Source organism: Martinezella dioscoreae (assembly GCF_009176305.1).
In the GTDB taxonomy this organism is placed as follows: Bacteria; Pseudomonadota; Alphaproteobacteria; order Rhizobiales; family Rhizobiaceae; genus Rhizobium; species Rhizobium dioscoreae.
The window spans coordinates 85,938-111,391 of sequence record NZ_BLAJ01000010.1 but is presented as its reverse complement, the minus strand read 5'-3'; the positions used below and the strand labels follow the sequence as shown (position 1 = coordinate 111,391).

At 61.7% G+C, this 25,454-nt stretch carries 22 protein-coding genes; 6 read left to right on the top strand and 16 right to left on the bottom strand.

The window, feature by feature from the left end; translation table 11 throughout:
- Positions 1-179 precede the first annotated feature (179 nt).
- From GDN47_RS26880 to GDN47_RS26870, 3 genes are all read left to right on the top strand, one after another.
- Positions 180-1,727, top strand: a complete 1,548-nt coding sequence (locus GDN47_RS26880) for an ABC transporter permease (protein ID WP_233790154.1) — start codon at positions 180-182, stop codon at positions 1,725-1,727.
- Positions 1,724-2,785 (top strand): ABC transporter ATP-binding protein, encoded by a 1,062-nt coding sequence (locus GDN47_RS26875; protein WP_113352067.1) that lies wholly within the window; start codon positions 1,724-1,726, stop codon positions 2,783-2,785. The genes GDN47_RS26880 and GDN47_RS26875 overlap by 4 nt, the downstream gene beginning before the upstream one ends.
- Positions 2,786-2,970: 185 nt before the next feature.
- Positions 2,971-4,143 carry a M20 aminoacylase family protein gene (locus GDN47_RS26870; protein WP_113352066.1) on the top strand — a complete coding sequence of 391 codons (1,173 nt, stop codon included), beginning with the start codon at positions 2,971-2,973 and terminating at the stop codon, positions 4,141-4,143.
- 84 nt (positions 4,144-4,227) lie between these two features.
- On the opposite strand, the gene GDN47_RS26865 is transcribed toward GDN47_RS26870, so the two are convergent.
- Entirely contained in the window at positions 4,228-5,151 is a 924-nt protein-coding gene (locus tag GDN47_RS26865; protein ID WP_113390786.1) for a nucleoside hydrolase, read from the bottom strand.
- Positions 5,152-5,277: 126 nt separating this feature from the next.
- The gene (locus tag GDN47_RS26860) at positions 5,278-6,666 is read right to left on the bottom strand and encodes a M20/M25/M40 family metallo-hydrolase (protein WP_113352064.1); all 1,389 of its coding nucleotides are present in this window, start codon (positions 6,664-6,666) and stop codon (positions 5,278-5,280) included.
- 199 nt (positions 6,667-6,865) lie between these two features.
- Here GDN47_RS26860 and GDN47_RS26855 point away from each other — a divergent pair, with 199 nt between their 5' ends.
- Positions 6,866-9,208 carry a bifunctional diguanylate cyclase/phosphodiesterase gene (locus GDN47_RS26855; protein WP_113352063.1) on the top strand — a complete coding sequence of 781 codons (2,343 nt, stop codon included), beginning with the start codon at positions 6,866-6,868 and terminating at the stop codon, positions 9,206-9,208.
- Between the two features lie 79 nt (positions 9,209-9,287).
- Here GDN47_RS26855 and GDN47_RS26850 read toward each other — a convergent pair whose 3' ends face one another.
- On the bottom strand, positions 9,288-9,704 hold the full coding sequence (locus GDN47_RS26850) for a MarR family winged helix-turn-helix transcriptional regulator (RefSeq protein ID WP_113333869.1): 417 nt from the start codon (positions 9,702-9,704) through the stop codon (positions 9,288-9,290).
- Positions 9,705-10,241: 537 nt separating this feature from the next.
- On the opposite strand from GDN47_RS26850, the gene polA reads away from it, so the two are divergent.
- Both polA and GDN47_RS32845 read left to right on the top strand, forming a co-directional pair.
- Complete coding sequence (polA, locus tag GDN47_RS26845; protein WP_152094647.1) at positions 10,242-13,244, top strand: DNA polymerase I; 3,003 nt, start codon at positions 10,242-10,244, stop codon at positions 13,242-13,244.
- Positions 13,207-13,545 carry an immunity protein Imm33 domain-containing protein gene (locus tag GDN47_RS32845; protein WP_442966481.1) on the top strand — a complete coding sequence of 113 codons (339 nt, stop codon included), beginning with the start codon at positions 13,207-13,209 and terminating at the stop codon, positions 13,543-13,545. Before polA ends, GDN47_RS32845 begins: the two co-directional genes overlap by 38 nt.
- Before the next feature lie 21 nt (positions 13,546-13,566).
- Here GDN47_RS32845 and phnN read toward each other — a convergent pair whose 3' ends face one another.
- The 13 genes from phnN to GDN47_RS26775 form a co-directional block, all read right to left on the bottom strand.
- Entirely contained in the window at positions 13,567-14,172 is a 606-nt protein-coding gene (phnN, locus tag GDN47_RS26835) for a phosphonate metabolism protein/1,5-bisphosphokinase (PRPP-forming) PhnN (protein ID WP_113351510.1), read from the bottom strand.
- Positions 14,169-15,308, bottom strand: coding sequence for an alpha-D-ribose 1-methylphosphonate 5-triphosphate diphosphatase (locus tag GDN47_RS26830; protein WP_113351509.1), 1,140 nt, complete (start codon positions 15,306-15,308; stop codon positions 14,169-14,171). The genes phnN and GDN47_RS26830 overlap by 4 nt, the downstream gene beginning before the upstream one ends.
- 15 nt (positions 15,309-15,323) lie before the next feature.
- Positions 15,324-16,010, bottom strand: coding sequence for a DUF1045 domain-containing protein (locus GDN47_RS26825; RefSeq protein WP_113351508.1), 687 nt, complete (start codon positions 16,008-16,010; stop codon positions 15,324-15,326).
- Positions 16,011-16,199: 189 nt separating this feature from the next.
- A complete protein-coding gene (gene phnE / locus GDN47_RS26820) occupies positions 16,200-17,546 on the bottom strand; it encodes a phosphonate ABC transporter, permease protein PhnE (RefSeq protein ID WP_113333864.1) in 1,347 nt (448 codons plus the stop codon).
- An 8-nt stretch (positions 17,547-17,554) separates the two neighbouring features.
- Entirely contained in the window at positions 17,555-18,535 is a 981-nt protein-coding gene (gene phnE, locus GDN47_RS26815) for a phosphonate ABC transporter, permease protein PhnE (RefSeq protein WP_113351507.1), read from the bottom strand.
- An 83-nt stretch (positions 18,536-18,618) separates the two neighbouring features.
- Positions 18,619-19,530 (bottom strand): phosphonate ABC transporter substrate-binding protein, encoded by a 912-nt coding sequence (gene phnD / locus GDN47_RS26810; protein ID WP_113351506.1) that lies wholly within the window; start codon positions 19,528-19,530, stop codon positions 18,619-18,621.
- A 95-nt stretch (positions 19,531-19,625) separates the two neighbouring features.
- Positions 19,626-20,480: a phosphonate ABC transporter ATP-binding protein gene (gene phnC / locus GDN47_RS26805; protein WP_113351505.1), complete on the bottom strand. Its 855-nt coding sequence runs from the start codon at positions 20,478-20,480 to the stop codon at positions 19,626-19,628.
- Between the two features lie 223 nt (positions 20,481-20,703).
- The gene (locus tag GDN47_RS26800; protein ID WP_113351504.1) at positions 20,704-21,258 is read right to left on the bottom strand and encodes a pyridoxamine 5'-phosphate oxidase family protein; all 555 of its coding nucleotides are present in this window, start codon (positions 21,256-21,258) and stop codon (positions 20,704-20,706) included.
- A gap of 90 nt (positions 21,259-21,348) precedes the next feature.
- Positions 21,349-21,966 carry a DapH/DapD/GlmU-related protein gene (locus GDN47_RS26795; RefSeq protein WP_152094646.1) on the bottom strand — a complete coding sequence of 206 codons (618 nt, stop codon included), beginning with the start codon at positions 21,964-21,966 and terminating at the stop codon, positions 21,349-21,351.
- Positions 21,963-22,670 carry a phosphonate C-P lyase system protein PhnL gene (phnL, locus tag GDN47_RS26790; protein WP_152094645.1) on the bottom strand — a complete coding sequence of 236 codons (708 nt, stop codon included), beginning with the start codon at positions 22,668-22,670 and terminating at the stop codon, positions 21,963-21,965. The genes GDN47_RS26795 and phnL overlap by 4 nt, the downstream gene beginning before the upstream one ends.
- Before the next feature lie 9 nt (positions 22,671-22,679).
- Positions 22,680-23,456, bottom strand: a complete 777-nt coding sequence (gene phnK, locus GDN47_RS26785; protein WP_015338361.1) for a phosphonate C-P lyase system protein PhnK — start codon at positions 23,454-23,456, stop codon at positions 22,680-22,682.
- Positions 23,453-24,346 carry an alpha-D-ribose 1-methylphosphonate 5-phosphate C-P-lyase PhnJ gene (locus GDN47_RS26780; protein ID WP_152094644.1) on the bottom strand — a complete coding sequence of 298 codons (894 nt, stop codon included), beginning with the start codon at positions 24,344-24,346 and terminating at the stop codon, positions 23,453-23,455. Before GDN47_RS26780 ends, phnK begins: the two co-directional genes overlap by 4 nt.
- Positions 24,343-25,452, bottom strand: coding sequence for a carbon-phosphorus lyase complex subunit (locus tag GDN47_RS26775; protein WP_152094643.1), 1,110 nt, complete (start codon positions 25,450-25,452; stop codon positions 24,343-24,345). Before GDN47_RS26775 ends, GDN47_RS26780 begins: the two co-directional genes overlap by 4 nt.
- Positions 25,453-25,454: the final 2 nt, after the last annotated feature.

Sequence of the window (25,454 nt, the reverse complement as noted above, 5' to 3'; positions counted from 1 at the left end):
GGCCGGGCTTTGCTCTTGCATCGCAGTCGCATGCCCTGCTAGGGGCATGGGATGGCCTTTAAGGCCGACCGATCGGGCAATCGCCGTCAACGGCGGTTGCCTTCCTATTTCAGGGCGTGAAAGGCAGCTCGGATTTGCTGCAGAAAAACACATATGCCGGCGAGCCTGCCGCCATGCGAATGCCCCCGTTGACGGCTGCCCCCCGCAGCCGCGTCCGGCATGCCTCCGTTGTCGCCCTTGCTTCCGTCGTCGCGCTTTTGAGCCTCGTGCCCCTCGGCTTCATCGTCTGGATCACGATCGACACAGGCTGGGCCGAAGTCATAGCGCTCATCTTCCGCAATCGCGTCGGCGAGCTGCTCGTCAATACCGTCCTGCTCGAAGTCTGCACCATCCCTCTTTCCATCCTGCTGGCGGTCACGCTCGCCTGGCTGACGGAGCGCACCGATATTCCGGGCGCGCGCCTCTGGTCCTGGCTTGCGGCGGCACCGCTTGCCGTGCCCGCTTTCGTGCACAGCTATGCCTGGGTCAGCCTCGTGCCGAGCATGCGCGGGCTCTGGAGTGGCGTGCTGGTCTCGGTGCTCGCCTATTTTCCCTTCCTCTACCTGCCGGTCGCGGCCGCCCTGCGCCGGCTCGATCCGGCGATCGAGGACGCCGCCGCCTCGCTCGGCCTCGGCCCCTGGCGCGTTTTCTTCCGCGCAATCCTGCCGCAGCTTCGCCTCGCCATCTGCGGCGGCTCGCTGCTGATCGGCCTGCATCTCCTGGCGGAATACGGCCTCTACGTGATGATCCGCTTCGATACCTTCTCGACGGCGATCGTCGACCAGTTTCAGTCCGCCTATAACAGCCCAGCGGCAAACATGCTCGGCGGCGTGCTGGTCTTCTGCTGCCTGCTGCTGCTCGGCATCGAGGTGCTGGTGCGTGGCAACGAGCGCTATGCCCGTATCGGCTCGGGTGCCGCCCGCCCCGCCGATCGCCGTCGTCTCGGCTGGTTCGTCGTTCCCGCGGTCGCGCTGCCCATCGTCACGGCTGCGCTGACCCTCGGCATTCCCTTCGTCACCTTGGCGCGCTGGCTTTATCTTGGCGGTGCCGACGTCTGGCGGATCGATACGGTCGGCTCGGCCTTGCTGCAGACCATTCTTCTCGCGATCGCCGGAGGCCTTCTTGCCACCATTGCAGCAGCCCCCATGGCATGGCTGTCGGTGCGTGCGCCCGGCCGGCTGCAGCGCATTCTCGAAGCATGCCACTATTATGTCGGCTCGCTGCCCGGCGTCGTCGTCGCCCTGGCCCTGGTGTCGATCACCGTCCGGCTGATCCTGCCGCTCTACCAGACCTTTGCGACGCTGCTGCTCGCCTATGTGCTTCTGTTCCTGCCGCGTGCCATGGTCGGCCTGCGCGCCAGCATCGCCCAGGCGCCCGTCGAGCTTGAGCGTGCAGCCATGGCGCTCGGCCGCACGCCAGCGCAGGCGGTGCGGCAGATCACCATGCGGCTTGCCGCGCCCGGCTTTGCCGCGAGCGTCGCGTTGGTCGCGCTTGGCATCACCAACGAGCTGACGGCGACGCTGATGCTCTCTCCCAACGGTACGGAAACGCTGGCGACGAAATTCTGGTCGCTGACCAGCGAGATCGATTATGTTTCCGCAGCACCCTACGCCTTCATGATGGTCGTCCTGTCGCTGCCGCTCACCCTTCTCCTTTACGTGCAATCCAAGCGAACGGCCGGACAATGACCTTTCTGGCAATCAAGAACATCAGCAAACGCTACGGCCCCGTGCATGCGCTCGATAATATCGATCTCACGGTGGCTGCTGGCAGCCGCACCGCGATCGTCGGCCCGTCCGGTTCGGGCAAGACGACGCTGCTGCGGATCATCGCCGGCTTCGAGGTTCCCGATGCGGGCCAAGTGGTGCTGCAGGGCGAGACCCTGGCCGATGGCGAAGCCATCGTGCCGGCGCACCGCCGTGGCATCGGCATCGTCTCGCAGGACGGTGCCCTGTTCCCGCATCTGAGCGTATCGGAGAATATCGGTTTCGGCATGGAGCGCGGCGCGCGCGACCGCGATCAGCGCATCAATGCTCTCATCGATATGGTCGAACTCGACCGCGGCATGCTCGATCGCCGCCCGCATCAGCTCTCCGGCGGCCAGCAGCAGCGCGTCGCGCTTGCCCGTGCGCTCGGCCGCAAGCCGCGATTGATGCTGCTCGACGAGCCTTTTTCCGCTCTCGATACCGGCTTGCGCGAAAACATGCGCAAGGCCGTCGCCCGTGTCCTGCAGATCGCCGGCATCACCGCGGTCCTGGTGACGCATGATCAGGCGGAGGCGCTGTCCTTTGCCGATCAGGTTGCTGTCCTGCGCGAGGGCAGGCTCATACAGGCCGGCACGCCGCAGGCGCTCTATCTCAGCCCCAGGGATCGCGAGACTGCGCTCTTTCTCGGCGATGCCATCGTACTTTCGGCTGATCTCGACAAAGGGTCTGCCAAATGCGTCCTCGGGCAGATTGCGGTCGATGCCGATAATCGCCAGGGACGCACCGACATCATGTTGCGGCCCGAGCAATTGCGCCTCGAGGCCATTGATGAGGCCGGAGCGGGAGCTGCCTGCATCGGCAAGGTCACGGAAATCGAATTCGGCGGTGCCGTCTGCGCCGTTACGGTTGTACTCTCCAATGCCAACGGCTCCGAGACCTTGAATATCAAGAGCTCCGGCGTCGGCCTGCCCGAGGTCGGCAGCATGGTTTCAGTGAGCGTCATCGGAAAGGCACATGTCTTCAACAAGCTCACGGCCTGAGCGTCATTTGGGTTGAAGCAGGCGATGCTTTCGGGAAGATAGAGCATGTCGCGCAAAAGTGTGCAGCGGTTTTGCGACAACGACCTGCGTCAAATCAAGATCCTAAAGCGCAAGAAGCGAATCTGAAAGATCTCGGTGCGCTTTAGGCACGCCATCATCATGCGCCATGCCGAAGGAACCTTACCATGTCTTTTCCCGACGAGATCGAGCCGGATCTTCCTTTCCTCACCTCGCTTCGCCGCAATCTTCATGCCCATCCCGAACTCGGCTTCGAGGAGGAGCGCACCAGCGGCATCGTCGCCACTTTGCTGGAAGAGGCAGGGCTGACGGTGCATCGCGGCCTCGGCAAGACCGGTGTCGTCGGCACGCTGCAGGTCGGCAATGGCACGCGTCGCATCGGCCTTCGCGCCGATATGGATGCACTCGCCATGCCGGAAAAGGCCAATCGCCCGTATAAATCCACCATTCCGGGCAAGATGCATGCCTGCGGGCATGATGGCCATACAACCATGCTGCTCGGTGCCGCTCGTCATCTGGCGGCCACGCGCAGCTTTTCCGGCACGGTGCATTTCATCTTCCAGCCCGCCGAAGAAGGTCGAGGTGGTGCCAAGCGCATGGTGGACGAAGGCCTTTTCGATCTCTTTCCCTGCGATGCCGTTTACGGGTTGCACAATATGCCCGGTCTCGCGGTCGACGAGATGGCCGTTGTCGAAGGGCCGCAGCTTGCCTCGTCGGACAGCTGGCGCATCACCTTCCGCGGTACCGGAACCCACGGCGCCAAGCCGCATCTCGGCAAGGACCCGATCACGGCGGCAGCAACCTTCATTTCCGCGCTGCAAACCATCGTCGGCCGCGTCGTCGATCCGCTGCAGCCAGCCGTCGTCAGCGCTTGCTCGCTACAGGCGGGCGATCCCAAGGCGCTGAATGTGATACCAGATACGGTCGAGATCGGCGGCACGGCGCGCGCCTATACGCCTGAGGTCCGCGATCAGCTGGAAGAGGAGATCGGTCGTCTGGCGCATGGGACTGCAGCCATGTTCAACATTGCCGTCGACTATCAATTCGAGCGCCGCATCCCGCCCGTCGTCAACGATGCCGATGCCACGGCGCGGGCGCTGCAAGCTGCGACGACTGTTTTCGGCGAGAATGTGCTGACCCGCTTTCCGCCATCGACAGCCGGCGACGATTTCGCCTTTTTCGGCCAGAACGCCCCCGGCTGCTATGTCTGGCTCGGCAATGGCCCCGCCGTTGACGGTGCCCTGCATCACAATACCGCCTATGATTTCAACGACGAGGCGATCGCCTCCGGCGTGGCCTTCTGGACGACACTGGTCGAGCAGGAATTGAGAGAGCAGTGAGACGATTCTCAACGTGCCTCACTGCAGTACATCCTGTATCACCGCAGCTTGAGAGTTTGAGATACGATATTTCTCCGTCACTTCTCAGCGGCCGGCTTCCCGCATCAGCGCATCGAAGACGATCCGGCGCGCCCTTTCCGCGTCTATCTCCGCGGCGAAATGCGCATTGAATTGCCCATGCGAGGCCCGCGTTTCGACGACGGTGCGCCCGCGCGTATGCTGCCCCTGCAGTTCCGCGTCGATCCGAGCATGCCGAAGGGTGGCGATGTCAGGTTCGACGAAAATGGCGGCCGCTGTTGGATCGTAGATCGCCATGGCCGGTCTGCCGCGGCTGACGGCGATGTTGATGTAGCCTTCCAGCAGGTCTGCAAGCAGTTGCGCCTTTTCTCCGGCTATCTTCCGGATATGGGTGACATCTTCCGGCCAAGCCAGCACCTTGCGGCAGATATCGAGATCGACCATACGCAATGGCAGGCCATGCGCAAGGGCGATCCCAAGCGCCTCCGGATCGGCAAAGGCATTGAATTCCGCCGACGCCGTGTGGTTGCCCGAGGTGACGCCGCCACCCATCCAGGTCAACTCGTCGATGCGGGCGGCGAGATCCGGCCGTGCCAGCGCCAGCGCCGCGATGTTCGTAAGCGGTCCGAGCGCCAGGATGCGCTTCGGGCCGTTTCCGTCGGAAAGCCAATTGCTGAGGGCGTCAAAGGCATCGCTCGCCGGAAGCGGGTTGGCCGGCGGCAGGCTTCTGCCCGCAGTGGGAATGCCGGTCTGGCCGAGAATGCCCTGTGCCGTCTCCAGCTTGCAAAGCACGGGCAGCTCACGTCCGGTATGGATCGGAAACGTCCAGTTGAAAACCGCAGCCGCGCTCGCGGCATTAACCTGGACATGAGACAGTGGCGCATTGCCGCTGACAAGCGAAACACCGTCGATGACAAGATCCGAATGCGCCACCACCAGGATGGCGGCGATGTCATCGAATCCCATATCGGTATCGATCCAGATTCCCATGCCTTATCTCATCGACGGTATGAATTGACGCGACGGCCGTCTCGGCCCGTCGCTTCGGATGACGGCATCCCTTGCCATCCGGCGAGATGGACGCGGGGCGCGCAAGGACGCGCACCCGCAGATGGCTTAGCTGGCGAGGGCGTCGAGGATGCGGATCCAGGAGCGGATGCCCTTGTGATAGGAGCGCAGCTCGTATTTCTCGTTCGGCGAATGGATACGGTCGTCGGAGAGGCCGAAACCGACGAGCAGCGATTCCATGCCGAGCATCCTTTGGAAGTCGCCGACGATCGGGATCGAGCCGCCTTCGCCGACAACGATAGCGGGCTTTGGCCACTCGTTGGAAAGTGCCGTCTTTGCCTTGCTCAGCACCGGCGAGTCGTAGGAAAGCTGGATAGCCGGCGAGCCGCCATGCTCATGGAATTCCACCGAGCAATCCCCAGGGATCTTCGAGCGTACATAGGCGCGGAAGCTCTCGCGGATCGCCGCCGGGTTCTGCTGGCCGACCAGGCGGAAGGAGACCTTCGCCGATGCTTTGGCGGCGATCACGGTCTTGAAACCGGCGCCGGTATAGCCGCCGGTGATGCCGTTGACTTCCGCGGTCGGCCGCGCCCAGATCAGCTCCATTACAGAACGGCCCTTCTCCCCCGAGGGAATGGACAGGCCGACTTCGCCGAGGAATTTTTCCGTCGTCATCCCGAGCGTTTCCCAGGAGGCCTTGATATTAGCCGGCGTTTCCTCGACGCCGTCATAGAAGCCGTCGAGCGTTACGCGCCCGGTCTCGTCATGCAGGCCGGCGAGAATATCGGAGAGGATGTGGATCGGATTGGCGGCGGCACCGCCGAACATGCCCGAATGCAGGTCGCGGTCGGCGGCGTTGATAATGATCTCCTCGCCGACAAGGCCGCGCAGGCTGGCCGAGATGGACGGCGTTTCACCATCCCACATGCCGGTATCGCAGACGAGGGCGAAATCCGCCTTCAGCTCGGCGGCATTGGCTTCGAGGAAGGGCTTGAGCGAGGGCGAGCCGGATTCCTCTTCGCCTTCGAAGAGGATGGTGATGCGCACCGGCAGTGCGCCCCTCGTTTCCTTATAGGCGCGCACCGCTTCGACGAAGGTCATCAGCTGCCCCTTGTCGTCGGACGTGCCGCGGCCGGTTAGGACCTTGCGGCCATCGCCCAGGTCCTTGATTTCCGGAGCGAATGGGTCGCTTTCCCAAAGCTCGAGCGGATCGACGGGCTGCACGTCATAGTGGCCGTAGAACAGCACATGCGGTGCATCTGCGCTGCCGGCATCGTGATGGGCGACCACCATCGGATGGCCGGGTGTATCGCGCAGGGAGGCCTTGAAGCCGATCGAGTTCAGGTAGGTGGCGAGCCATTCCGCCGCCTTGCGGCATTCCGCCTTGTAGTCCGGATCGGTCGAGATGGACTTGATGCGCAGCAGTTCGAAGAGATTGTCGAGGCTGGAAGGGAGGTTCTGATCGGCGCGGTCGAGAACGGGCGATAGATCGGTCATATCCGACTCCTTACATGAGATTTGGATGGACGATAGACCAAAGCCCGCCGGGTTTCGAGGCGTTAAAACTGAAAATTTACCGTAGCTTGCGTCTTTCGATCGAGGCACGCTCTTATGTGATTAGTTGCGCATGTAGTTTACAAGTTTTTTAGATTATTAGAAATAACGTCAATCCAGAAGCGTATTCTGGAGACGCGTAATGTTTTCAGTGATTGCATGTATTCGTGACGATCATGACTTCAGGCTTATTATTGTAGCGGCGATCATCTGCCTTATCGGCAGTCTTGCCACCATGCTCCTTTTTTCGCGTGCGCAGGAATGCCAGTCGCATCAGCGCCGCTATTGGATTGTTGCTGCGGCTTTTGCCAGCGGTGTCGGCATCTGGGCAACGCATTTCATCGCCATGCTCGCCTATCAGAGCAGTCTTCCGATCTCCTATGGCGTTTCACTGACGGTGCTTTCGGTGGTCTTTGCCATCGTCGGCTCATGGCTCGCGATTGCCGTTGCCTTCGAATGGGATAATCGCGTTTCCTTTGCGGTCGGCGGCATGCTGATGGCGTTTGGAATAGCCGCCATGCATTTCACGGGAATGCAGGCCGTCGAGGCCTCGGCAGAGCTCTCCTTCGATATACCGCGCGTCGTCGCTTCCATCGCCATTGGTGGCGTCTTCTCCTCACTGGCTTTCCTAGTGTTTCGCAGCTTTCCTGGCTTCAGGCGTATCATGGCTGGCGCTCTTCTTCTGCTGCTTGCGATTTGCTCCCTGCATTTCACCGCGATGAGCGGCGTCACGCTGACGCCCGAAGTGACCCTGCCGGGTGCTGCCCTCGCCATGGATCGAAGCATCCTTGCCGGCATCGTCATGGCTGCCGCGATGGGGCTGATCCTCATCGCTCTCGGCGCCATCTTCATCGATCGTCATTTGACCGACCTCCGGGGTTTCGCCAATGCTTCGCTGGAAGGGCTGCTCATCGTCCGCGACGGTCGGGTGATCGACGCGAACGAGCGGTTCTTCGCCATTTCCGGCTGGTCGGCGCAGCAGGTGATCGGTGTCGCGCCAGATGTCTTTCTGAGCATCGACATGGATATCCATACCGAAGCCGCCATTCCGCTGGAAACAACGCTGTCGGGGTGCGATGGCAAGGCGATCCCCGTCGAGACCGTGCGGCGCTCCATCACCTATCGAGGCCACGAATGCAGCGTGCTTGTCGTGCGCGACCTGACTGAGCGTCGCCAGGCGCAACAGATGATCGAGCACCTGGCCCATCACGATATATTGACCGATCTGCCCAATCGCTCGCTGTTCGATCAGCGCATGCGCCAGGCACTGCAGATGGTAAACCGCAGGGGCGGCGAAGTCGCGATCTTCTGCCTGGACCTCGACCGCTTCAAGGCGATCAATGATGTCTTCGGTCACGCCGAAGGAGACCGTATCCTCTGCAAGGTCGCCGGCATCCTGCAGCGCGCAATCGAGGATGGCGATACGGTGGCAAGGCTCGGGGGCGATGAGTTCGCCATCATCCAGCCGAAGCGCCGGCAGCCCGAAGGAGCAACCCGCCTTGCCGAGCGCATTCTCGCCGAATTCGGCATGGAGATGGATACGGCGCGCGATCCGACGGCTGTCGGCGTCAGCATCGGCATTGCCATCTATCCGCGTGACGGCACGAGCGCAGAGCAGCTTTACGCCAATGCGGATATGGCGCTTTATCGCGCCAAGCATGCGGGCCGTGGCCATGCCTGCTTCTTCGATGCGGAAATGGACAAGGCCGTGCGCACGCGCCGTCAGCTAGAGAACGATCTGCGCCAGGCCATTCTCCGCCGGCAGCTCTTTCTGGAATATCAGCCGATCTACGACGTCGGCAGCGACAGCGTCAGCGGCTATGAGGCGCTATTGCGCTGGGCGCATCCGGATCGCGGCGTGATCGACCCGGAGACGTTTATTCCCATTGCCGAGGAAAGCGGATCGATTGTGGCGATCGGCGAATGGGTGCTGCAGCAGGCATGCCAGGAGGCGACGCGCTGGAGCGAGCCCGCGAATGTCGCGGTCAATCTCTCACCGCTGCAATTCATGGTCCCGACCCTTTACGACCAGATCGAACGGATCCTGCGCAAAACCGGCCTCGATCCGCAGCGCCTCGAACTGGAGATCACAGAGGCTGCCCTGATGCGCGAGCGCACGGCTGTCATCGCGACCCTGCAGCGGCTGCATCGCCTCGGTGTGCGCGTGGTCATGGATGATTTCGGCACCGGCTTTTCCTCGCTCAGCAATCTGCGCGCCTTCCCCTTCGACAAGATCAAGGTCGACCGCAGCTTCACCGGCGCCCTCGAACACGATCCGGCAGCACGCTCGATCGTCCGCGCCATCATCGGCCTCGGCCACAGCCTGAACATGCCTGTCGTTACGGAAGGTGTGGAAACGGAAACCCAGCGTCGCATCGTCATCGAGGAAGGCTGCGCTCAGCTTCAGGGAATATTCTTCGGCAGGCCGGATGTCGGACCCAGCCAACATCAAGCTGCGCTGGATAAGGTGGTCGGACGGGGCTAGGGCTTTTTGCCGCTTTGACGCGTGCAGCCATTTCATGCAATCCTAGGCGGAAAACCGTTAAGTCCTTCCATGGAATGCCCTAGAGCTGCTTGGCATTCTCTAGCACACGCCGGATATATTCCAGCAGCAGTTCGCGCTCGAATTGACGAAAGTCTTTGAGGAGATCCGTGTCCGCGGCCATGGCGGCTTCGATCGCTTCCGCCTGCATGGCTGCGGCCTTGTTCGTCAGGAAGACCAGTTGCGCCCGCTTGTCCGAAGGATGCGGGCGGCGCTCCACCAATCCGTCCCGTTCCATGCGCGACAGCGTATTGGCCATTGTCGCCTGTTCGATGTCGACCCTATCGAGCAGCTGTTTCTGCGTGAGCCCATCCTCGGACCACAGTTCCAGCAGGATTGGAAACTGACCGGGGGAAAAGCCGAGCTTCGCCGCGCGTTGTTGTAGCGAGCGAGCGAATCCCTTTGCCATCTGACTGGCAAGGTAGGCGGCGGAGTCCATCCGATTAAATCCCATGATTGCAAATATGCCGACAATTCAAGGTCAAGACAATCGGCAATTATTCAGGTAGAGACCCCTGAAATCAGCAACTTCAGTCGATTTTTTCACGTTCACTGGTTGTATTTTTTGCATGAAAAAGCCGCCATGGCCTGGAGGGGACGCCATGGCGGCTTTCGAAAGGGGGACAAAGGCCCGGAGAGGGGATAGGCCTTTGTCCAAGTCTGACATGGCGGGGGACAGGCCGGTTGCCAGACCCGCGGCGTATCAATCGCCGGTGAGTATGATTTGAGGTTTCGAATGTGGTTTTTCAAGGGAATGCGCAGATTAGATTGATTAAAAGTTAGTAACGTTTCGGTGAGAGATTTGGCCTTCCCACCAAAGTAATTCCAGGAAAAGTGTATCGCGGTTTTCCGTCCGGAATTGCGTAAAAACAAAAGATAAAGCGTTTGCGCGATTTGAAGAAAAGCGGAAGCGCTCTAGCCTGCAAAACTGAAGTTTATATGGACGTTGGAGGTACGTCACGCTATCCATGCTTCCATGAAAAAAGGTGATCATCTCTTCCTCGTCGACGGCTCCGGTTTCATATTCCGGGCCTTTCACGCCCTGCCGCCGCTGACGCGCAAGTCGGACGGATTGCCCGTCGGCGCCGTCTCGGGTTTCTGCAACATGCTGTGGAAGCTTTTGACTTCGGCGCGCGATACCTCCGTCGGGGTGACGCCGACCCATTTCGCCGTCATCTTCGACTATTCGTCGAAGACCTTCCGCAAGGACATCTTCCCGGAATACAAGGCCAATCGCTCGGCGCCGCCGGAAGAGCTGATCCCGCAATTCGGCCTCATCCGTGAGGCGACCCGCGCCTTCAATCTGCCCTGCATCGAGACTGACGGCTTCGAGGCCGACGACATCATCGCCACCTATGCCCGTCAGGCGGAGGCAGCCGGCGCCGACGTGACGATCATCTCGTCCGACAAGGATCTGATGCAGCTCGTCACACCCATGGTCCACATGTATGACAGCATGAAGGACAAGCAGATCGGCATTCCCGATGTCATCGAAAAATGGGGCGTGCCACCCGACAAGATGATCGACCTGCAGGCCATGACCGGCGACTCCGTCGACAATGTCCCCGGCATCCCCGGCATCGGCCCGAAGACGGCGGCGCAGCTTCTGGAAGAATTCGGCGATCTCGATTCCCTGCTCGCCCGCGCCGGCGAGATCAAGCAGCAGAAGCGCCGCGAAAACATCATCGCCAATGCTGAACTCGCGCGCATTTCGCGGCAGCTGGTGACGCTGAGGACCGACGTGCCGCTGGAACTTGCGCTCGATGCGCTGGTGCTCGATCCGCAGGACGGCCCGAAGCTGATCGGTTTCCTGAAGGCAATGGAATTCACGACCCTGACGCGGCGCGTGGCGGAGGCCTGCGACTGCGATGCGGCGGCAATCGAGCCCTCCATCGTCAAGATCGAATGGGGCGAGGGCGCTCATGGGCCCGATCTCGATGTCGGCGAGAATGTCGATCTCGTCGCCGGCAGCGTTGTCGAAGCCGAAGGGGCATCGGTCCCGGCGCCATCGGCCAAGGCGCGTCTGGCTTTGGATGGCACCACTGCGCCGGAGGATCTCGCCAATGCGCGCGCCGCAAGTTTCGCGAGCGCGCCGATCGATCATTCGAAATATGTGACCATCCGCGATCTCGCCACGCTCGACCGATGGATCGCGGATGCGCGCGAAACCGGCATCGTCGCCTTCGATACGGAAACGATGTCGCTCGATGCGATGCAGGCCGAAATCGTCGGCTTCTCGCTGGCGATCGCCGATAATCGCGATGATCCGACTGGCGCTTCCATCCGCGCCGCCTATGTTCCGCTCGGTCACAAGACCGGTGTCGGCGATCTGCTCGGCGGCGGCCTGGCGGAAAACCAGATTCCGCTTCGCGATGCACTGCCGCGCCTGAAGGATCTGCTGGAGGATGCCTCCATCCTGAAGATCGCGCAGAACCTGAAATACGACTATCTTCTGATGAAGCGTTACGGCATCGAGATGAAATCGTTCGATGACACGATGCTGCTCTCCTATGTGCTCGACGGCGGCGCCAACGCCACGCATGGCATGGACAGCCTTTCCGAGCGCTGGCTCGGCCACAAGCCGATTGCCTACAAGGATGTGGCCGGCAGCGGCAAGTCCAATGTCACCTTCGACCTCGTCGATATCGACCGCGCCACAGCCTATGCCGCTGAGGATGCCGATGTGACGCTGCGTCTCTGGCTGGTCTTGAAACCACGACTGGCGGCAGAAAAACTCTCAGTCGTCTACGAGCGGTTAGAGCGGCCTCTGGTGCCGGTGCTTGCCCATATGGAAGAGCGCGGTATCACCATCGACCGGCAGATCCTTTCTCGCCTTTCCGGCGAGCTGGCGCAGGGCGCCGCCGCGCTCGAGGACGAGATCTACAATCTGGCCGGCGAGCGTTTCAATATCGGCTCCCCGAAACAGCTCGGCGATATCCTTTTCGGCAAGATGGGATTGGCCGGCGGCAGCAGGACCAAGACCGGGCAGTGGTCGACCTCGGCGCAGGTGCTGGAGGATTTGGCCGCGGCCGGCTTCGAACTGCCGCGCAAGATCGTCGACTGGCGTCAGCTCACCAAGCTGAAGTCCACCTATACGGATGCGCTGCCGAGCTACGTCCATCCCGAGACGAAGCGCGTTCACACCTCCTATTCGCTGGCCTCCACCACGACAGGGCGCCTGTCGTCCTCCGAGCCGAACCTGCAGAATATTCCGGTGCGCACGGCAGAAGGCCGCAAGATCCGCACAGCCTTCATTTCGACGCCGGGCCACAAGCTCGTCTCCGCCGACTACAGCCAGATCGAACTGCGCGTCCTGGCGCATGTCGCCAACATCCCGCAGCTCAAGCAGGCCTTTGAGGACGGCATCGATATTCACGCCATGACGGCCTCTGAAATGTTCGGCGTGCCTGTGGATGGCATGCCGAGCGAGGTGCGCCGCCGCGCCAAGGCGATCAACTTCGGCATCATCTACGGCATCTCCGCCTTCGGTCTCGCCAACCAGCTGTCGATCGAGCGCTCGGAAGCCGGTGACTACATCAAGAGGTATTTCGAGCGCTTCCCCGGCATCCGCGATTACATGGAAGGCACCAAGCAGGCCGCTCGCGACAAGGGCTATGTCGAGACGATTTTCGGCCGCCGCATCCATTTCCCGGAAATTCGCTCCTCCAACCCCTCCGTCCGCGCCTTTAACGAACGCGCCTCGATCAACGCGCCGATCCAGGGTTCGGCGGCTGATGTCATCCGCCGCGCCATGATCAAGATGGAGCCAGCACTGGCTTCGGCCGGCTTGGGCGATCGCGTCCGCATGCTCTTGCAGGTGCACGACGAACTGATCTTCGAAGTCGAGGATGCCGATGTCGAGCGCACCACGCCGATCATTGTCTCGGTCATGGAAAACGCTGCCATGCCGGCGGTTGATATGGCCGTGCCGCTGAAGGTCGATGCGCGCGCCGCCCACAATTGGGATGAGGCGCACTGAGCGGAAGCGATCTGGAACCGGTCAAACCGGAATCCGAGCCGGAAGACATGGTGGCCGTCGCCTTATCGACGATAGGCCGCATGCCGATTATGGCGTGCGGCAGGCCATGCCGAAGGGCGGAACCGTCAGCTGGTTCTTCTATTGCGGTGAATATTCCGACGCCGAAGACTTTTACCAGCCTGTTCACACAGCCCACCTAAGCGAGCTGTTGCCTGGCGTAGTCAAATACCTCCGGCTTCCGGTCGGAACGCGGTTCATCATCGACGATCAGGGTTATGAGGATGTGTGGCGGGTCGAATGATCTTCGATTGTCGCCATCAGACTATTTGCGGACCAGCGTTTCCAGGACGGAAATAATGGCGCGTTCGGCCTCTTCGAGCGTGCCGCTATTGTCGATATCGGCGACGTCGTAGCTGCCCTGAACGGTCAGTGCGCTTCTCTCCAGACGCTTCAGCACATCTTCGCGGCTCTCGCGTCCGCGCGCCATCAGTCGTTCGGCCAGCACTTCGCGGGACGCCGTGATGTTGATGACCTTCAGCCGCGGAAATGCGGCCTGGAAGCGGTGAAGCGCCGAGCGCGAGCCATTGGCGATGACCAGATTGCCGCGAGCGAGTTCATCGGTGACTTCAGCCGGAATGCCGTATTTCAGCCCATGCGCCTCCCAGGAAACGGCAAAGGCGCCGGCTTGCTCCATTCCATCGAAGTCAGCTTCGGAAACGCTTCTGTGGTCTTCATTGCCGGCATCGCCGTCCCGCGTGATGACGCGGCGGACGAAATGCACGTCAGACCGGCCGGCAAAATGCCGGGCGGCCAGATTCATCAGTGTATCCTTGCCGGCGCCGCTCGGCCCGACAACGACGGCCAGCGTGCCTGCTGTCGCATCCGTCAGGCCGAGGTTAGCCGGCTTGATCTTGGTTTCCGGGCTCATGCGACCCGCCGCCCTTCTCGCCAGACGGAGCGCGTGACCGGCACGCCGTGATCGCGGCGAACGCGCACGAGATCCGCCCGCAGCCCTTCGGCAATGCGGCCGCGGTCATTGAGACTGACCGTCTTTGCCGGCGTCGCCGTCACCATGGCAATCGCCTGCGGCAGCGAAATGCCCTCAACCTCATCAGCCAAGATGAAGGGTGCATGCAGCAGGCTGAGCGGCACATAGTCGGAAGACAGCACGTCAAGGACGCCGAGTTCGGCCAGATCGCGGGCGGCGATATTGCCCGAATGCGACTTGCCGCGGACGATGTTCGGCGCGCCCATCAGCACGCTCATGCCGGCGCCGTGCGAAGCCTTGGCGGCATCGATGCTGGTCGGGAATTCGGCGAGGCGAACGCCGTAGTTGATGGCTTCGTCGACATGGGCAAGCGTCGCGTCGTCATGGCTGGCAACGGTGATGCCGCGATCGGCGCAGACCTTGGAGATCGCGTCGCGATGCGGCGTAGCATACTTGGCCGATTCCTCCTGGCGCTTGGCGACGAACTTGGCAAAGGCCTCGTCGCTGAGCCCGCGCTTCTTCTGATAGTAGAAGATATACTGATCCATGGTCTGGAACTGGCGCTGACCCGGTGCATGGTCCATCAGCGAGACCAGACGCACGTAAGGGTCCTTCTCGAAATCCTGGAAGTGGTCGAGCACGTTGTCGGAGGAGACTTCGCAGCGCAGATGGATCAGGTGATCGGCGCGCAGGCGATCTTCGCTTTGGGCGGCCTGGATGGCATCGGCCATATCACGCATCTCGCCCTTTTCGAAACCGCCGTCCTCGTCCGAGCCCATGCGTAGGCAGTCGAACACGGTCGTGATGCCCGAGGTGACGATCTGGGCATCATGCGCCTGGATCGCCGCCGTCTTATTCCACCGCACGCCCGGGCGCGGGGAATAGTGCGCCTCGAGATGGTCGGTATGCAGCTCGACCAGACCAGGGATCAGAAAATCGCCCTCGAAATCTTCGCCGATATCGGACTTGCCCTCGGAAATGGCGGCAATGCGACCGTCGCGAATCAGCACGGAACCTTCGACGATCTTGTCTTCGAGGACGATGCGGGCGTTGGAAAGGACGGTTTCTTTGGTCATATCGGCTCTTTCATATTAGGCGCCGGCAAGCGGCAGCCAGGAACGGACGGTAAAGGGAGCACTACGCTCTTCTTCGACGAAGACGGCGAGGCCGGAGATATCGAGCGGCTTGCCGGTATGTTCGGCGAAGCGCTCGGCGAGGATTGCCTGCAATTCGGGCTGACGCTCGGAAGGTACGCGTCCCGTCAGCGTCATGTGGAAGCGGAATTCGTCGTTGACGTAAGGATAGCCCCAGCGCAGCAGATTGGCGCGCTGCGGCTCGGTCAGGCCTTCCGGCTTGCGTCGCGCGATATCGTGATCCGACAGCGGCGCGCGGAATGGCTCGAAGGTCTTGACGACGCGCGAGGCGAAATCCTGCAGCGGCTGGTAAACGGAACCGGGAACGAGCGCAAAGAAATGGCCGAGCTGGCCAAGCACCAGCTCCGGAATGGTGAAAGCCTTGGTTTGCGAGGCGAATTCGGCGGCGACTTCGAGGAGATCGCGCTCGGTCACAGAAGCGGCTAGCTCGAACGGCGCCTTCAGCGTGGCATGGAAGCCGTAGCGGCGCGGATCGGCCGTCAGCTCGGCATGACCTTCCGGCAGCGGCGCCATGGCCTTGTCTGAAAAAATCTCATTCGAAAATGCATCGCGGCCCAGCCAGCGGGCGGCGAGAGATGTCAACGGATCGTCTTTGGGCGGCGTGAAATAGAGAGCATAGCGCAAGGCTGCATTCCTTGGAAAAATCGGCTGCGCGAGACACTGTTGGGTGATTTGCGACAAACCGCAAGAGCAGCAAGGCAGCAACAGTTCGAATCCGGCTAAAGCCAGCTTGACCGCTGCGGTCTTGCCGGCCTGCGCTATCGGATTCCCGTGACAGAATGATGATGCGGAACGATTTTTTCCCGTTCTTTTTTATTTCGTTCGCGTGCCCATCAGCCGAGAGCGCAGGGCGTTGGATGCGGCGTCGAACAGGAAGACAACGATGAGGATCAGCAGCACCATATAGGCGACGTTTTCCCAGTTGGCATTGGTGCGCATTGCTTCCCAAAGTTTGAGGCCGATGCCGCCCGCGCCAACGGCGCCGATGATGGTCGCGCCGCGCACGTTCGATTCCCACTGGTAGAGCGTCTGGCTGACGATGACGGGCACGATCTGCGGCATGATCCCGTAGCGATGCACGAGAATGGTCGGCGAACCGGTGGATTTCACGCCTTCGCGCGGCTTGTTGTCGATGTTCTCGAGGCCCTCGGAATAGAGCTTGCCAAGCGTGCCCGTCTCGGTGAGGAAGATCGCGCCGCTGCCCGCGAGCGGGCCGGGGCCGAAGGCGCGCGTCAGGAACAGCGCCCAGATCAGCATGTCGACCGAACGCAGGAAATCGAAGAAGCGCTTGAGGATCTGGTTGACGAGTCGGCTCGGCGTGATGTTGCGAGCCGCCAGGAAGGCGAGTGGGAAGGCCGCGAGCGAGCCCAGCAGCGTGCCGAGGAAGGCCATGACGATGGTCTGGAACAGCTTGGTCCAGACGTCGCCATGCTGCCATGCGCCATTGTTCCAGATATTGTCGAAGGCCAGCGAGAGATTGGACTGAGCAGGATCGAGCCGCGGCCCCGAAACGATCAGGCTGATGACTTCGCTCGCCGGCTTGTCGAAGAAGGGCGAATGCGTATCGAAGACGAAGTTGGCCCAGCCGATGAACCGCTTGCGGATCTTCACGCGGTCGGTGGAAATGCTGGCGTCGCCTGCAAAGCCGAGATTGACGAGAATATTGTCGTCATAGACGGTCATCCAGCTTGGAACGGGCTCGGAACCGACGATTTTCGGCACATCGCCGGCAATATCGATCGGAATCGTGATGCCATGCGCGGTCACGATGGCCTGCGTCTTGGTGACGGTTACCGTGCGGCTTGTGCCGCTGACAGAAACGGTCATGCTGCCATCGGGATTGGTCTTCACCCAGTCCGGGTTTGGATTATCGCCCAGGGGCGAAAAGCGCGGATATTTGATGCTGATCTTGTCTCCGGAGATGCGGAATTCCGGCTGCACGTCATAGCTCACCCATTCGCTGAGATAGATGCCGACGCGCTCCCAATGCGCTTCCGAAATGACCTTCGGCAGGTCGAAGAACCATACGGCATAGATGCCGTAGAGGATGACGCCGATGAAGATCATCAGCGCGCCGAAGCGCTGGCGGAAGGACCGGTGAAGAACTTCCGGGTAACGCGCTTCGATTTCCTGCATGCGGCCGGCGTCGATGACGGACATGGATAACCTCAATGCTGCAAAAGGAAGGCATGCTCGCCGACGAGGCGGCGGCGGAGCCATGCGGAAAACTGGTCGACGGCGATGATCGTCAGGAAGAGAAGCAGCACCAGCGCCAATGTCTTGGCGCCGAAACCGCGTGAAATCGCAAGTTTGAGCTCCTCGCCGATGCCGCCGCCGCCGACGGCGCCGATGATGGTTGAGGCGCGAACGTTGATCTCCAGACGCAGCAACGCGTAGGACATGAAGTTCGGCAGCACTTGCGGCAGGGCGGCAAAGCGCACGCGCTCGCTCCAGCTCGCGCCGACGGCACGCATGCCTTCGTCAGGCTTCATGTCGATATTCTCGACCACTTCGTAGAAGAGCTTGCCAAGCGCGCCGATCGTATGCAGGCCGACGGCGATGATCGCGGCGATCGGGCCGATCGACAAGATCGCCGAAAACAGGCCGGCGATGACGATTTCCGGAAAGGCGCGCAGAAGTTCCATGATGCGCTTCGTCACCAGCCGGATCGGATGGGATGGCGACATGTTGCGGGCGGCAAAGAAGCTCAAGGGTACGGCAAAGACGAAGCCGATGATGGTCGATACCAGTGCCACGTTGATCGTGATGATCATCAGCTCGAAATATTCGGGGATATAGAAATCGCCCCAGACATAGACGCGACCGAGCGGGAAATTGAATTCCTCGCCGCCGGCGCCATTGGCCCCGTTCGGGCTCGGCAGGTCGAAGAGCGCGCGGTAGACGTCGGCCCAGTCCTTCGGAATGAGCCAGCTCAGGAAATCGAAGAGATGCGGCAGGCGGTCAAAGAAATGCCCGGCGTTGTTTTCGTCGGCGAAGCGCACCGAGCTGACGAAGGCGACGAGCAGGATCACGAGACCGATGCCGGTGTAGAAGCGGCGCTTGGCCACCATCTTGCTCCAGGCGTCGCCGATCTCCTTGGCGCTCTGTGGCGCGCTCTGCATGTTCGGGTGCGTATCGGCGATCGTCATGAAATCCTGCCCTTGTGAATCGCAAAGGGGTGTGAATAGCAAAAGGGCGGCCGTTGCCGGCCGCCCAATTATAGGAATGCGGATCAGCCGCCGATGGCAGCCTTACGAACGTCGATGACGGCGTTGTAGAAGTCCGGGGTAACCTTGACGTAGCCCTTGAAGTCGCCGCCTTCGATGGCGTTGAAGCACTTGGCGTCAGCCGTCGGGAGCTTCATGAAGAAGTCCGTCAGCTTCGTTTGCCATTCGGTGCCAAGAGCGTTGCGAACGACGAGCGGGCCGTTCGGGATCAGCGGCGAACGCCAGACTTCGACGAGCTTGTTCGGATCTACGGCGCCCTTGTCGACTTCCTTGCGGAAGGTACCGGAGGTGAAGCCGTCCTTGAAATCGCCAACGCCCGAGGAGTCGTCGACAGCAACATCGACCTTGCCGTCGTAGGCGGCGAGCAGGTTGTTCTCATGGCCGCCGTTAAACTGGGTCGAGCCGAAGAACTTGTCGTTCGGCATGCCGGTGGTCTTCGGAATCTGCGTCAGCGGAACGAGGTAGCCCGAGGTGGAGTCCGGGTCGGCGTAGCCGAGCTTCTTACCCTTGGCGTCCATAATCGTCTTGATGCCGGAGGACTTGAGGGCGAGGCCGATCGAGTAGTAGCCGGTCGAACCGTCGGTCTGTTGCGTCGTCAGGATCGGGGTAACGGCCTTCGGGTCCTTGATGGCGACGGCTGCGTAGCCGGAAGCGCCGAGTTCGGCGAAGTCGAGCGTGCCGCCGAGCAGGCCCTGGATAACGCCGTTATAGTCGGCGGCCGGGAACAGCGAAACCTTCTCGAAACCGAATTCCTTCTTCAGGTGGTCGGAAAGGCAGGCATAGTTGCGCAGGCGGTCGGCTTCGTTTTCGCCGCCGAGAATGCCGATGCGCAATTCCTTGAGGTCTGCTGCGTTGGCAGCAGCGCCGACTGCGAGCGCAACAAGCGCCGTAGCGGCAAAGAGTGCTTTCTTCAACATGGGTTCGTCTCCTGATTAACCGGTGTCCCCGGATGTCTTCGGTCTGATAGAAGAAATGCGCCCTTGACGCGGGCCTTCGATCCCGGCCGTCCCTCTCAGAGACCGGCCAGTGCCAGCGGTTGCGGGCCGGCAGATTCAGTCGCCGCGGCTTGCACGGCCGGATCGGCAATGTTGATCGATGTCGACGTCATGGTCTCGTCGATGCCGGCGCCGTCCTTGTCGGTGCCGTAGATTTCCTTGACGGCCGCTGCCGTCAGATCGGTCGGCTTGCCGTCGAAGACGACTTTGCCGGCCGCCATGCCGACGATGCGTTCGCAGTAGTTGCGCGCCGTATCCAGCGTATGCAGATTGGTGATGACGGTGATGCCTTCGCGCTCATTGATATCGCGCAGCGCATCCATGACGATCTTGGCGTTCAGCGGATCGAGCGAGGCGATCGGCTCGTCGGCCAGCATCATCTTCGGCTGCTGCATCAGGGCACGGGCGATGGCAACGCGTTGCTGCTGGCCGCCGGAAAGCGTGCCGGCCATCTGCAGTGCCGTCTGCTCGATGCCGAGGCGCTCCAGCGCCGCAATCGCCTCGATGCGCTCCTCGCGGGTGAAGACCGAAAGGAGACTCAGCATCGTCGAACGATGGTTGAGGCGGCCGAGCATGACGTTGGTGAGCACGTCGAGGCGCGGCACCAGATTGAACTGCTGGAAGATCATGGCGCAATCGCGCTGCCAGCTGCGCAGTGCACGACCGGTCAGCTTGGAGACTTCGGTGCCGGCGAAATGGATGGAACCGGAGCTCGGATCGGCCAGGCGGTTGATCATGCGCAGCAAGGTGGACTTGCCGGCGCCCGAACGGCCGATGACGCCGACCATCTGTCCCTGCGGTATGTCCAAAGTCACGGAATCGACGGCGAGCTTGTTACCAAACCGGCGTGAGACATTCCTGAGTTCGAACATAGTGCTTCCCTTTCGCGGCTCCCGGGCTGCAGAAATTTCAGCGGTACCGGTGCTAGAACGGGCGCGTGCCCCTGTCTCGAAAGGAGTTTCGAGGGGGCTGGCGCCAACCACAAGGCAACCGATTAGTCCCGCTTCATGAAGCTCCAATGTCAGTTTTGTGTAACTGCTGTTACAATTCCCGGCGATTTTGCAAGATTAGCCGGCTGAGAGCTTTCCTTTAAGTTTAGCCGTCAAACATGCCGGTCGGCAGACCGTCTATGCTGAAGCTGTTCTTCTCGCGCCGGTATTCCTCGATGCCGTCGGGACCCTTGGCTTTCGCCCATTGGTCCAGGCTCGGCCGTTCGCCTTCATAGCTGAAGAGCGGTACGCCGAAACCACAGGACGTTTGTACGAGATCGAAGTCCAGCCATACGATCTGCCGTGCGCCGAGCGGTTCTTCGCCCTCATAGTGATCGTGCAGCAATTCGCGATATTCGGGTGTCGATCGATGGATGATCCGGCCGCGGCCATAGAGGCGCAGGATCATCGGCGGCCCTTCGACGGCGCAGAACATGATCGTCAGCCGTCCGTCGGCCTTCATATGCGCAGCGGTCTCGTTGCCGCTGCCGGTGCGGTCGAGATAGATGGCGGTGTTCGGAGAGATGATGCGCAGGCACTGTGTCTCGCGGGGCGAAACATTGACACGGGAATCCGATGTTGCGGATGCCGTGAAGAAGATGTGTTGCCGCGCGATGAAATCGCGCAGCCGATCGTCGATGCTGGAAAACTGCTTTGCCATGAAAACTCCTCTCGATCCCGCATTGAAAGGACCGGCTAAGCTGGATCGCTTGTCAGCGCCTTGCAAGTCCGATGAGGGTGGAAACCGTTCTCAGGCTTCGTAGCGATCCAGAAATTCCTCCGCCGAAAGGGCGCGGAAATCCGCAAGCGCTGTGCGCAGGCGATCGTGATCCCAATCCCACCATGAAAGCTTGTCCATGCGCGCGCCGACCTCGGACGTGAAACGCTCGCGGATCAGCTTGGCCGGCACACCGCCGACGATGGTGTAGGGCGCAACGTCCTTGGAAACGACGGCGCCGGCTCCGATGACGGCACCATTGCCGACTGTCACGCCGGGCAGCACGGTCGCGCCATGCCCGATCCAGACGTCATGGCCGATGACGACCCGGTTGTCGCGCCGCCAGGTGAAGAAATCCGTCTCCATATCGGCATCCGGCCAGTAGTCGGCGGCGCGATAGGTGAAGTGGTGCAGGGTCGCGCGCCATGTCGGATGGTTGGTGGCATTGATGCGCACGGCGGCGGCAATGTTCACGAACTTGCCGATCGTCGCGCACCAGACCGCACCGTCCTGCATGATATAGGAATAGTCGCCGATCTCGACTTCATCGATGCGGCAGCGGTCGGAGACTTCGGTATAGCGGCCGAGCGTCGAATTGTTGACGCTGGCCGACGGGCTGATGAAGGGCGTTTCGCCCAATTTGCGGCTCATGCGGCGACCTTCCGCGGCGAGAACTGCGAGACGTCGAGAATTCGGCTGCCGACGGCTTCGCGCACTTCCTCGTCATGGAAGATGCCGAGAAGGGCGACGCCGGCCTCCTTCTTCTGCTCGATCATGTCGACGACGACGGCCCGGTTACGGGCGTCGAGCGACGCCGTGGGCTCGTCGAGCAGCAGGATGGCGTGATCGGTGATGAAGCCGCGGGCGATGTTGACGCGCTGCTGCTCGCCGCCGGAAAAGGTGGCGGGCGGCAGCTGCCAGAGTTCCCTGGGCAGGTTCAGCCGTGCGAGCAGTTCCGCTGCCCTGTCGCGGGCATCGGTCACGCTCACACCGCGGGCGAGCAGCGGCTCGGCAACGACATCGATAGCGGCAACGCGCGGCACCGTGCGCAGGAACTGGCTGACATACCCCATGGTCTGGCGGCGGACATCGAGCACGGTGCGCGGATCGGCTGTCGCAAGATCGACGATCCTGCCCTTGTGCGTGACAAGAATCTGGCCGCTGTCGACGGCATAATTGCCATAGATCATTTTCAAGAGCGAGCTCTTGCCGATACCCGACGGGCCGCCGAGCACGACGCATTCGCCCGCGGCGACGGAGAAGGAGACATCGGCGACAACGGGCAGGCGAATGCCGTCGCGCAGATGCATGGTGAAGCTTTTGAAGACTTCGGAAACGACGAGTGGGGTTGCCATATTTCTTCCTCAGACCTGCAGGATCGAAGAGACCAGCAGTTGCGTATAGGGTTCGCGTGGGTCATCGAGCACGCGGTCGGTAAGACCATGCTCGATCACCTGGCCGTCCTTCATCACCATCATGCGGTGCGACAGAAGACGGGCGACCGCGAGATCGTGCGTGACGATGATCGCCGAAAGGCCGAGATCGTTGACGAGACCGCGGACCAGATCGAGCAGGCGGGCTTGCACGGACACGTCGAGGCCGCCGGTCGGCTCGTCCATGAAGACGAGGCGCGGGCCGGTCACAAGGTTGCGGGCGATCTGCAGGCGCTGGCGCATGCCGCCGGAGAAGGCGCGGGGCTGGTCGTCGATGCGGTCGGCGTCGATCTCGACCCGCTCGAGCCAGTCGATGGCGGTATTGCGGATGTTGCCATAGTGGCGGTTGCCGATCGCCATCAGCCGCTCGCCGACATTGGCGCCGGCGGACACCGTCATACGCAGGCCATCGGCCGGGTTCTGATGCACGAAGCCCCAGTCGGTGCGCATCAGGAAGCGGCGCTCGGCCTCGTTCATGCGGAAAAGATCGCGATAGGTCTCGTCGCGCATGTGGTATTCGACACTGCCCGTCGTCGGCAGCAGCCGGGTCGAGATGCAGTTGAGCAACGTCGTCTTGCCGGAGCCGGATTCGCCGACGATAGCCAACACTTCGCCGGGCCAGAGTTCGAAGGACACATCGCGGCAACCGATGCGGCTGCCGTAGAATTTCGAGACGTCCTTGACCTTGAGAAGGGGTGAGTCACTCATTCGGCAGCCTCCTTGGATGCGAGCCCATTTGGCGCCAGCATAGGCCCGGCATGGCCGTGGGCGCGACGATCCTCGCAGAAATCGGTATCGGAGCAGACGAACATGCGGCCGCCCTTGTCGTCGAGGATCACCTCGTCAAGATAGACCTGCTCGGCGCCGCAAAGCGCGCAGGGCTTGTCGAAGCGCTGCACTTCGAAGGGGTGATCCTCGAAATCCAGGCTGACGACTTCGGTATAGGGCGGCACGGCATAGATGCGTTTCTCGCGGCCGGCGCCGAAGAGCTGCAGCGCATCCGACAGATGCATTTTCGGATTGTCGAACTTCGGCGTCGGTGAGGGATCCATGACGTAGCGGCCGGCGACCTTGACCGGATAGGCGTAGGTGGTGGCAATGCGTCCGTTGCGGGCGATATCCTCATAGAGCTTCACATGCATGAGGCCATATTCCTCAAGCGCATGCATCTTGCGCGTCTCGGTCTCGCGAGGCTCCAGGAAGCGCAACGGCTCCGGGATCGGCACCTGATAGACGAGCACCTGGTTCGGCCCGAGCTTGGCTTCCGGAATGCGGTGGCGCGTCTGGATGATGGTCGCCTCGTCCGTGCGGGTGGTGACGGCGACATTGGCGACCTTCTGGAAGAAGGCGCGGATGGAGACGGCGTTCGTCGTGTCGTCGGCCCCCTGGTCGATGACCTTCAGCACATCCTGCGGGCCGATGATCGCCGCCGTCAGCTGTACGCCGCCGGTGCCCCAGCCGTAAGGCATCGGCATTTCGCGGGAGGCGAAAGGCACCTGATAGCCGGGAATGGCGATCGCCTTCAGGATGGCACGGCGGATCATCCGCTTGGTCTGTTCGTCGAGATAGGCGAAATTGTAGGTGGCGAGTTCGGTCATTCGGCTGCCTCCGTCATGGGTTCCATGCCGCGATCGCGAGCGGCCTCGAAGTCGCGGCGCATGCGCCGCACCAGGTCGAGCTCGGCCTGGAAGTCGACATAATGCGGCAGTTTCAGATGTTCGACGAAGCCCGTCGCCTGCACGTTGTCGGAGTGGGAAATGACGAATTCCTCGTCCTGAGCCGGCGCAACGATGTCTTCGCCGAGCTCCTCTGCCCGCAGCGCCCGGTCCACCAGCGACATCGCCATCGCCTTGCGCTCGCTTTGGCCAAAGACGAGGCCGTAGCCCCGGGTGAACTGCGGCGGTGCCTTGGCCGAACCTTTAAACTGGTTGACCATCTGGCATTCCGTTACCTGGATGCGGCCGAGCGAAACGGCAAAGCCGAGTTCCGGCACCTCAAATTCGACCTCTACTTCGCCGATGCGGATTTCGCCGGTGAAGGGGTGGGTGCGGCCGTAGCCGCGCTGGGTCGAATAGCCGAGTGCCAGCAGGAAGCCTTCGTCGCCGCGGGCGAGCGCCTGCAGGCGAAGGTCCCGGGTCATCGGGAATTCCAGCGGCTCGCGCGTCAGGTCGCCGATCTCGTGATCGACAGGCATGGTGCCGTCGTCCTCGATCAGGCCTTCCTGGTTGAGGATTTCCGAGACGCGCATCACGCGGCCATCGTCCGCCGGCCTCTGCATCGGCTCGTCGACAGGCTCGTCCGTCAAAAGAGTGGGGTCGAGCAGACGGTGCGTATAGTCGAAGGTCGGGCCGAGAAGCTGGCCGCCCGGCAAATCCTTGTAGGTCGCGGAAATGCGGCGTTCGATCTTCATTGCTGATGTGTCGAGGGGCTGGGAATAACCGAAGCGCGGCAGCGTCGTGCGGTAGGCGCGCAGCAAGAAGATCGCCTCGATCATGTCGCCGCGCGCCTGGCGCACGGCGAGTGCGGCCAGCGTTCGGTCATAGAGAGAGGCCTCGGCCATGACGCGATCGACCGCGAGTGCGAGCTGCGCCACGATCTGGTCGATACCGATTGCCGGCAGCGAGCGGTCGCCGCGGCGACGGTCGGCCAGCAGCCGGTGAGCATTGGCGATGGCGGCTTCGCCGCCCTTAACGGCAACATACATAT

Excerpts from the sequence above, each read along its gene's own strand:
- GDN47_RS26860 (WP_113352064.1), bottom strand. The coding sequence starts at position 6,666 with ATGACCGATCTATCGCCCGTTCTCGACCGCGCCGATCAGAACCTCCCT.
- phnL (WP_152094645.1), bottom strand. The coding sequence starts at position 22,670 with ATGGCAACCCCACTCGTCGTTTCCGAAGTCTTCAAAAGCTTCACCATG.
- polA (WP_152094647.1), top strand. The coding sequence starts at position 10,242 with ATGAAAAAAGGTGATCATCTCTTCCTCGTCGACGGCTCCGGTTTCATA.
- GDN47_RS26830 (WP_113351509.1), bottom strand. The coding sequence starts at position 15,308 with ATGACCAAAGAAACCGTCCTTTCCAACGCCCGCATCGTCCTCGAAGAC.
- GDN47_RS32845 (WP_442966481.1), top strand. The coding sequence starts at position 13,207 with ATGCGCGCGCCGCCCACAATTGGGATGAGGCGCACTGAGCGGAAGCGA.
- phnD (WP_113351506.1), bottom strand. The coding sequence starts at position 19,530 with ATGTTGAAGAAAGCACTCTTTGCCGCTACGGCGCTTGTTGCGCTCGCA.
- phnN (WP_113351510.1), bottom strand. The coding sequence starts at position 14,172 with ATGAGCCCGGAAACCAAGATCAAGCCGGCTAACCTCGGCCTGACGGAT.
- phnK (WP_015338361.1), bottom strand. The coding sequence starts at position 23,456 with ATGAGTGACTCACCCCTTCTCAAGGTCAAGGACGTCTCGAAATTCTAC.
- phnE (WP_113351507.1), bottom strand. The coding sequence starts at position 18,535 with ATGACGATCGCCGATACGCACCCGAACATGCAGAGCGCGCCACAGAGC.
- GDN47_RS26800 (WP_113351504.1), bottom strand. The coding sequence starts at position 21,258 with ATGGCAAAGCAGTTTTCCAGCATCGACGATCGGCTGCGCGATTTCATC.
- GDN47_RS26855 (WP_113352063.1), top strand. The coding sequence starts at position 6,866 with ATGTTTTCAGTGATTGCATGTATTCGTGACGATCATGACTTCAGGCTT.
- phnC (WP_113351505.1), bottom strand. The coding sequence starts at position 20,480 with ATGTTCGAACTCAGGAATGTCTCACGCCGGTTTGGTAACAAGCTCGCC.
- GDN47_RS26875 (WP_113352067.1), top strand. The coding sequence starts at position 1,724 with ATGACCTTTCTGGCAATCAAGAACATCAGCAAACGCTACGGCCCCGTG.
- GDN47_RS26795 (WP_152094646.1), bottom strand. The coding sequence starts at position 21,966 with ATGAGCCGCAAATTGGGCGAAACGCCCTTCATCAGCCCGTCGGCCAGC.
- phnE (WP_113333864.1), bottom strand. The coding sequence starts at position 17,546 with ATGTCCGTCATCGACGCCGGCCGCATGCAGGAAATCGAAGCGCGTTAC.
- GDN47_RS26850 (WP_113333869.1), bottom strand. The coding sequence starts at position 9,704 with ATGGACTCCGCCGCCTACCTTGCCAGTCAGATGGCAAAGGGATTCGCT.
- GDN47_RS26880 (WP_233790154.1), top strand. The coding sequence starts at position 180 with ATGCCCCCGTTGACGGCTGCCCCCCGCAGCCGCGTCCGGCATGCCTCC.
- GDN47_RS26865 (WP_113390786.1), bottom strand. The coding sequence starts at position 5,151 with ATGGGAATCTGGATCGATACCGATATGGGATTCGATGACATCGCCGCC.
- GDN47_RS26870 (WP_113352066.1), top strand. The coding sequence starts at position 2,971 with ATGTCTTTTCCCGACGAGATCGAGCCGGATCTTCCTTTCCTCACCTCG.
- GDN47_RS26775 (WP_152094643.1), bottom strand. The coding sequence starts at position 25,452 with ATGTATGTTGCCGTTAAGGGCGGCGAAGCCGCCATCGCCAATGCTCAC.
- GDN47_RS26780 (WP_152094644.1), bottom strand. The coding sequence starts at position 24,346 with ATGACCGAACTCGCCACCTACAATTTCGCCTATCTCGACGAACAGACC.